The organism is Arthrobacter livingstonensis (genome assembly GCF_003219815.1).
GTDB lineage: Bacteria > Actinomycetota > Actinomycetes > Actinomycetales > Micrococcaceae > Specibacter > Specibacter livingstonensis.
The window spans coordinates 1-1,388 of record NZ_QJVD01000099.1; the positions used below are offsets into that span (position 1 = coordinate 1).

A 1,388-nucleotide genomic window follows, 5' to 3' on the forward strand; every position below is an offset into this window, starting at 1 on the left:
TTGTTGGTCTGGCCATTTTTCAGGCCCGCCGCCGTCGCCATCTTTTGGATGTTGCAAAAGTCAAGCTGCGTGGCCGTCTGGAAGGTGATGGTGTTGATGGAGATCGCCAGGCCAAGGTAGGCGGTCATGGAGTAGTAGTGGTCCGGGTCGTCATTGGGCAGCAGGGACTGGCCCGGCTGGGTCGGATCGTACGATCCCGTGGTGCTTCCGCAGGAGTTCTTCCAGGGGTAGCCGACGGGATAGTCGCGCACGGACCCGTCGATGTTGGTCATCATGGAGTGCCCGCTGTTGAGCCACTCGGCAAACACGAACGGCTTGAATGTCGAGCCGATCTGGAAGCCCCCGGAGCCGTGCAGGGGCAGCCCGTTGGCGTCCTTGACGGGAAGGGCAAAGTTGCCCATGTAGTTCCCCGGCTTGGTGGCCGGGTTGTACACGGTGTTTTGGGCCATGGTGAGGACCTTGCCGGTGCCGGGTTGGACGCTGACCACGGCGGCACCGCGCTGCAGCGGGTCGGTGGCACTCATGCTGCCATCCACCTGGGCCTGTGCGACCTTTTGCAGCTTCGGGTCCAGGGTGGTCTTGATGGTCAGGCCGCCCTGGTACAGGAACTTGGTCCGCTCCTCCGGGGTGGCGCCAAAGTCCTTGTCGTTGAGCACCAGCTGCTGGACGTAGTCACAGAAGTAGGGCGCCGTGGCCGCGGCCACACAGCCCTGTGAGGGCTTGGTGAAGTGGAGTTTCAGCGGCGCCTTCACCGCGGCGTCGTGATCCTTTTGGGTGATCTTCTTCTGCGCCAGCATCTTGGCGAGCACCTCGTTGCGGCGGGTGACCACATTGGCCGGGTGGGCCACCGGGTCATAGACCGAGGGGCTGTTCACCACGCCGGCCAAAGCTGCGGCCTGCGGCAGCGTCAGGTCCTTGGCACTGGTGTTGAAATACAGTTTCGCGGCCGCCTGGATGCCGTACGCGCCGTTGCCGAAGTAGATGAGGTTCAGGTAGCCCTGGAGGATGTCGTCCTTGGACATCTTCTTCTCCAGGTCAATGGCCTCCTTCATTTCATTGATTTTGTCCGTCACGGACTTTTGGGAGCCCAGCTTCGCCTGGTCCGTCTTGCCGGACGTGACCAGGTTTTCGATGATGACGTTGTTCACGTACTGCTGGGTGATGGTGGAGGCGCCTTCACGCCCGCCCTGCAGCGTCGCCACCACGGCGCGCAGGATACCCGTCATGTCGATGCCGCCATGCTGGTAGAACCGCGCGTCCTCGATGGCGACGATGCCGTTCTTGATGGACGGCGACATGTTGGCAAGCGTTACGGCCTGGCGGTCCTGCTCGTAAAACCTGGCGATCGTGGAGCCGTCACTGGCCAGCACGGTGGTGGCCTGGGCGGG

At 62.8% G+C, this 1,388-nt stretch carries 1 protein-coding gene; it reads right to left on the minus strand.

Features of this window, described 5'->3' with window-relative positions; translation table 11 throughout:
- The coding region (locus tag CVV68_RS22910; protein ID WP_110503279.1) for a transglycosylase domain-containing protein at window positions 1–1,388 on the minus strand (1,388 nt) is incomplete at both ends.